We start from the raw sequence: 5,706 nt of genomic DNA on the forward strand, positions 1-5,706 counted from the left end.
GGTTGTCGGCCTCGGTGGCGCCGCTGGTCCAGACGACCTCACGCGGATCGGCGCCGATTGCATCGGCCACCTGGCGGCGGGCATTTTCCACCGTCTGTTCGGCCTGCCAGCCCAGCATATGGCTACGCGAGGCGGGGTTGGCGAAGATGCCGTCGATGGTCAGGTGGCGGCTCATGATATCGGCAACCCTGGGATCTACCGGCGTGGTCGCAGCGAAATCGAGGTATACGGGTGAATTCATTGTCTGGGCATATCCGGGGTTCAGATACATAGGAGTCAGGGAGAGGAAACCGGGATGCGTTTGTCATCCATGGTGTGGTGCTGGCGCAGGGCGATCTGCTGGATCTCTTCGCGCCGTGCCAGCGAACCCAGACTCACGCCAGTGAGGTAGCAATGAATCTCCTCAGATAGCTCACTCCAAAGGTGATGGGTCAGGCAGGTATCGCCCTGCTGGCAGTCGGACAGCCCGCCGCAGCGGGTCGAGTCCACTGACTCGTCAACAGCATCAATGATGCTGGCTACCGAGATGTCGTCCGCCGACATGGCTGGCAGGTAACCGCCGCCTGGCCCTCGCACGCTGTTGACCAGGCCGCCACGCCGCAGGCGCGCAAACAGCTGCTCAAGATAGGACAGCGAAATTTGCTGGCGCTGGGAGATGTCGGCCAGGCTGACAGGGCGGCTCTCATGGTTCATTACCAAGTCAAGCATGGCAGTGACGGCGTAGCGTCCGCGGGTGGTCAGGCGCATGGAGTCTTCACCTCGGCGCCGAGGGTTTCGGCGAACGGTCTGTCAAAGTGACTCGAAAAAGTGCCGCGCAAAATGCAGCGCATCAGTGCTGCGGCAATTACGTCTCCGCTTATTATCGTTAAACCCGAGCATAATGGTCAACCTTTATGCTCGGGCGGCTCCGCCATGGCAGTCGACTGGCTGTCCGCCTGGGCTGGAGTGCGCTCTTCGGTGCCAGTGAGTACGCCGTCGAAGTCTTCGTCGCGCAGCTCGGGTAATTGATGGTCCTGGAAGCTGGTGTCCACCTTACTGAGAACTTCGCACATCTGCTCAATTCGCTCATCCATGGCATGGATGTGATCGAACATGGCTTGCATTGAGCGCGCCACCGGGTCCGGCATGTCTTCGCTGACGCCGTAGGCATCGAAGCCGAACTTCTGGCAGATGGCTTCGCGCCGTACTGGGTCCACCTCGAGGGTCTGCTCTGTATCTGGCTCAGTGCGCTTGACGATCTTGCCGGGGATGCCGACTACGGTGGCATCTGCAGGGACTTCCTTGGTGACTACAGCATTGGAACCGACCTTGGCGCCTGCGCCAACGGTGAATGGGCCAAGGATCTTGGCGCCGGCACCGACGATGACGCCATCGCCCAGAGTGGGGTGGCGCTTGCCCTTGTTCCAGCTGGTTCCGCCCAGGGTGACGCCTTGATATAGGGTCACATCGTCGCCGATCTCGGTGGTCTCACCGATCACTACACCCATGCCGTGGTCGATGAAGAAGCGCCGGCCGATGGTGGCACCCGGGTGAATCTCGATGCCAGTCAGCCAGCGGGCAAGGGTTGAAATGGTACGTGCCAGCCATTTCAAGTTATGTCGCCACAGCCAATGGCCAAGGCGATGCCATAACAGGGCATGTAGTCCCGGGTAGTTGGTCAGGACTTCCAGGACGTTGCGGGCCGCAGGGTCTCTGTCGAATACGCTGTTGATATCTTCGCGCAGGCGTTGAAACATGGAAAAGCAATCCTGGTCTCGACGAGGTGGGTCTCGTCATGTGGTTGGAGTAAAGCGGCTTCAGTGCGTCTCATCGGGGAGGCGCGTAGCCTTGCTTGGCACGTGCTGGTCGTTAGCGGTCGCCTGTCGCTCGGTTGCGGTAAGAATGCCGCGCAGGATATTGAGCTCTAAGCGTTCGGGGCGGGCCCGGAGGGTAAAGCGACGTAGGCGTGCCATCAGTTGCCGGGGTACCGCCGGATCATGAAAGCCTATTCTGGTCAGCACGCGCTCCAAGTGAACAAAGTAGCCTTCTATTTCATTATGGGTCGCTGGCGCTAGGTCGTCGCTGTGTGCTTTCTGGTGGTAGACACTGCTATCAGTCGCCTCCTGAGTAGCAAGCCACGCCAGCCGACACTCATAGGCCAGCACCTGCACGGCAGCGGCCAGGTTCAACGAACAGAAGTCGGGGTTGGTCGGAATGTGTACGTGAGCGTGGCAGCGATGCAGCTCATCGTTGCTCAGCCCGCTGTCTTCACGACCAAACACCAACGCAACACGACTTTCGGGGTCAGCAAGCTCCCTGGGAAGGCGCTCACCCAGCGCGCGCGGTGTCACCATGGGCCAAGGCAGTGTGCGCGAACGGGCGCTGGCCCCGACTACCAGAGTGCAGTCCGACACGGCATCGTCCAGGCTGTCAGTGCGACGCGCCGAGTGCACCAAGGCATCTGCCCCCGATGCCCGAGAGACGCAGTCAGCAGTGACAACCTCGCAGCGCGGTGCCACTAATGCCAAGTCAGCCAGGCCCATGTTGTGCATGGCGCGGGCGACACCGCCGATATTACCGGGGTGACTGGTACCGATCAGGACAATGCGGATGCGCTCGAGCATGGTAGTGGGCCTGGCGTTGACAGATTGATGTGGGAAAGTGGCGCTTACAGGGTTGCCAACCCCCTATGATGGCAGAGACGGGATGCCGCGGCGACAGTCTGGCAATGGATTGCTCTTCTCAGTGCGGGTACAATTCGCCGAATTTCATGTATATCAAGGCAGTGCGTTGGAGGTTTTATCATGAATTCCCAGTTCGCACTGTTGACCAAGCACCGTTTTCTGCCGTTTTTTTTGACCCAGTTTCTCGGCGCTTTTAACGACAACCTGTACAAGAACGCGCTGGTTGTGCTGATCACCTTTCATGCCGTGCGCTACACTCCACTGGAGCCCGGCGTACTGGTCAATCTCGCTGCAGGCATTTTCATCCTGCCATTTTTTCTGTTCTCTGCCACTGCCGGCCAGCTGGCTGATAAATACGAAAAAAGCCGTCTGATACGCGGAATCAAGCTGCTTGAACTAGGCATCATGGTTCTCGCTGCCAGCGCCTTTGCGCTCGACTCGCTGGTGTTGATGCTTGTCACGCTATTTTTCATGGGCGTGCAGTCGTCACTGTTCGGGCCAGTGAAGTATGCGATTCTGCCGCAGCATCTGGACGAAGCCGAGTTGATCGGCGGCAACGGCCTGGTTGAGTCGGGTACCTTTGTGGCGATTCTGATTGGCACTATCGCTGGTGGCGTGATGATTGCGCTCCCCGATGGTGCGCGTTGGGTGTCAGTTGCGGTGTTGCTGATTGCCGGCGCGGGCTACTTGGCCAGCTGGGGTATTCCTACGGCCGCAGCGGCGGATGCGGCGTTACGCATTAACTGGAACCCGCTGTCACAGACCCTGCGCACCCTAAGCTTTGCACGTGCCAATCGCGTGGTGTTTCTGTCGATACTGGGCATTTCCTGGCTCTGGTTCTATGGCGCACTACTGCTGTCGCAGTTTCCGGACTACGCGCGCAGCGTGCTGGGTGGCGATGAATACACGGTAACGCTGCTACTGGCTATCTTTTCCGTGGGCATAGGCACCGGCTCGCTGCTGTGTGAAAAGCTCTCCAAAAGTCATGTGGAAATTGGCCTGGTGCCTTTTGGCGCAATCGGTCTGACGCTATTTGGGCTCGATCTGTGGTGGGCCAGTCCTGCCGCTGGTGCGCTTGGCTCATTGCAGCCGCTGAGCGCCGTGCTTGGGCATGCGGTGAGCTGGCGGGTGGTGTTTGATCTGCTAATGATCGGCATCTTTGGCGGTTTCTTCATCGTGCCACTGTATGCGCTGATCCAATTACGCAGTGATGCCTCGCACCGCTCGCGGATCATCGCCGGCAACAACATTCTCAACGCGCTGTTCATGGTATTTGCCGCGCTGATGGGCGCGGGGCTGCTGGCGGCTGGTGCATCGATCGCGCAGCTCATCTTCATTACCGCCATTCTCAATGCCTGCGTGGCGATCTATATCTTTACGTTGGTGCCCGAGTTCTTGCTCCGCTTTATCGTTTGGCTGCTGGTGCATGCGGTGTACCGGCTGCGGGTAAACGGCGAGGAGTATATCCCCGGTGAGGGGGCGGTGGTGCTGGTGGCCAACCACGTCAGCTTTGTTGATGCGCTGGTTATCATGGCAACGTGCCGACGGCCAGTGCGCTTTGTTATGGATCACCGCATTTTCCGTTGGCCCATCCTGTCTTTCGTATTCCGTACCAGTCGTGCGATACCCATTGCCCCGGCCAGGGAGGATGCCGAGATGATGGAGCGGGCCTTCGACAGTGTGGCGGCAGCACTGGAGGCCGGGGAAGTCGTGGGTATCTTCCCGGAAGGGGCGATTACCAAAAGTGGCGAGATACGTGATTTTCGCGGCGGTATCTCACGCATTGTCGAGCGCACTCCCGTGCCAGTGGTGCCGATGGCGTTGAGCGGCCTGTGGGGTAGCTTTTTCAGTCGTAAAGGCGGCTCAGCGATGCGCAAGCCCTTTAGGCGCGGTATGTTCAACCGCATAGGGCTGAACATCGGCCCTCCGCTGGCAGCCGCTACGGTCAGCCCCGACGCCCTGCGAGCGCAGGTTGTCGCGCTGCGCGGCGACCAGCGATGAGCCAACCATTTGCCTGAGCGGCACAAAGAGTCGCCGTTGGGCGAGGTGATGCATGGCGTCATTTGCTAGTATCTGCTAGGATTTGCGCCGACAAAGTACTGTCGACACAGTACATCCGTTCTTTAACACTTCCGACTCCCAAGGCCTGATCATGCACCCGATGGTCCAATATGCGCTGCGTGCTGCTCGCAGTGCTGGTGAACAGTTTCTGCGCATCCGCGAGCGTATCGAGAATGCGCGCGAAGAGCACAATCTTGAGCGCTTGCTGGAAGAAGCGGCGCGCAATGCCGAGACGCTGATCGTACGTCAGTTGTCACGCGGCTATCCTCAGCACGGCATTGTTGGCCGTTTTACCCCGCAGCGTGATGGTGAAGGCGAAGGCCACGATGTGATGTGGCACATTGAGCCCATTCACGGCTATGCCAACCTCAGTGTGGCGTCGCCCGGTTTTGCCGTGTCGGTGGTGTGCACCATCAAGGGCCGAGTGGAGCATGCGGTGGTGATCTGTCCGTTCAGCGATGATGAATACCTGGCCAGCCGTGGTGCGGGCGCACAGCTTAACGGCAAGCGTCTGCGTGTGCGTGCCACAACGGCGATTGAAGGCTCCCGGGTTGCCATGGGCTTGCCGGTTAGCTGGCTACGTTCTCGCAGCCTGCCTGACTACCTGAAGCTGACTGAGCTGTTGGCTCCCCAGGTCGAACAGTTCCGTGCCAGTGGTAGTGGTCTGTTGGACATGCTTGAACTTGCCTCAGGGCGCTCTGATAGTGTCTTGGTGGCAGGCCTTGAGGAGCAGGATCTGTTGGTGGGCAGCCTGATGATGAAAGAGGCCGGTGCGTTGGTCAGTGCATTTGATGGCCAACCCAGGATTGTCCCTGAAGGGGGTCTGATGGCCGCCAGCCCGCGCCTCTACAAATTGATGCTCAGGCAGATTCAGCCGCACTTTTCTTGAGCTTTTCATTACGTTCATGGCCGACTCATAGTCTGTTTGGCAGGGAAAATGCATGAAAAACCGCTCTACGACGGGCCTCGTAGCGCTTTACCA

At 59.2% G+C, this 5,706-nt stretch carries 6 protein-coding genes; 2 read left to right on the forward strand and 4 right to left on the reverse strand.

Annotated features, from left to right (window positions below):
• The 4 genes from ACTH3D_RS12380 to ACTH3D_RS12395 form a co-directional block, all read right to left on the reverse strand.
• A partial coding sequence (locus ACTH3D_RS12380; protein ID WP_441667434.1) for an aminotransferase class V-fold PLP-dependent enzyme occupies positions 1-241 on the reverse strand: 241 nt, incomplete at its 3' end.
• 35 nt (positions 242-276) lie between these two features.
• Positions 277-747: an Rrf2 family transcriptional regulator gene (locus tag ACTH3D_RS12385; protein ID WP_441667435.1), complete on the reverse strand. Its 471-nt coding sequence runs from the start codon at positions 745-747 to the stop codon at positions 277-279.
• A 137-nt stretch (positions 748-884) separates the two neighbouring features.
• Positions 885-1,736, reverse strand: a complete 852-nt coding sequence (gene cysE, locus ACTH3D_RS12390; RefSeq protein WP_441667436.1) for a serine O-acetyltransferase — start codon at positions 1,734-1,736, stop codon at positions 885-887.
• 60 nt (positions 1,737-1,796) lie between these two features.
• Positions 1,797-2,603, reverse strand: coding sequence for an RNA methyltransferase (locus tag ACTH3D_RS12395; protein WP_441667437.1), 807 nt, complete (start codon positions 2,601-2,603; stop codon positions 1,797-1,799).
• 180 nt (positions 2,604-2,783) lie between these two features.
• On the opposite strand from ACTH3D_RS12395, the gene ACTH3D_RS12400 reads away from it, so the two are divergent.
• The gene (locus ACTH3D_RS12400; RefSeq protein ID WP_441667438.1) at positions 2,784-4,664 is read left to right on the forward strand and encodes an MFS transporter; all 1,881 of its coding nucleotides are present in this window, start codon (positions 2,784-2,786) and stop codon (positions 4,662-4,664) included.
• Positions 4,665-4,815: 151 nt separating this feature from the next.
• Entirely contained in the window at positions 4,816-5,613 is a 798-nt protein-coding gene (locus ACTH3D_RS12405) for an inositol monophosphatase family protein (protein ID WP_441667439.1), read from the forward strand.
• Positions 5,614-5,706: the final 93 nt, after the last annotated feature.

This window comes from Halomonas sp. (assembly GCF_052095765.1).
GTDB lineage: Bacteria > Pseudomonadota > Gammaproteobacteria > Pseudomonadales > Halomonadaceae > Halomonas.

What these genes read in the sequence shown, in the direction of transcription:
- ACTH3D_RS12385 (WP_441667435.1), bottom strand. Translation starts at nt 747, where the DNA reads ATGCGCCTGACCACCCGCGGACGCTACGCCGTCACTGCCATGCTTGAC.
- cysE (WP_441667436.1), bottom strand. Translation starts at nt 1,736, where the DNA reads ATGTTTCAACGCCTGCGCGAAGATATCAACAGCGTATTCGACAGAGAC.
- ACTH3D_RS12395 (WP_441667437.1), bottom strand. Translation starts at nt 2,603, where the DNA reads ATGCTCGAGCGCATCCGCATTGTCCTGATCGGTACCAGTCACCCCGGT.
- ACTH3D_RS12400 (WP_441667438.1), top strand. Translation starts at nt 2,784, where the DNA reads ATGAATTCCCAGTTCGCACTGTTGACCAAGCACCGTTTTCTGCCGTTT.
- ACTH3D_RS12405 (WP_441667439.1), top strand. Translation starts at nt 4,816, where the DNA reads ATGCACCCGATGGTCCAATATGCGCTGCGTGCTGCTCGCAGTGCTGGT.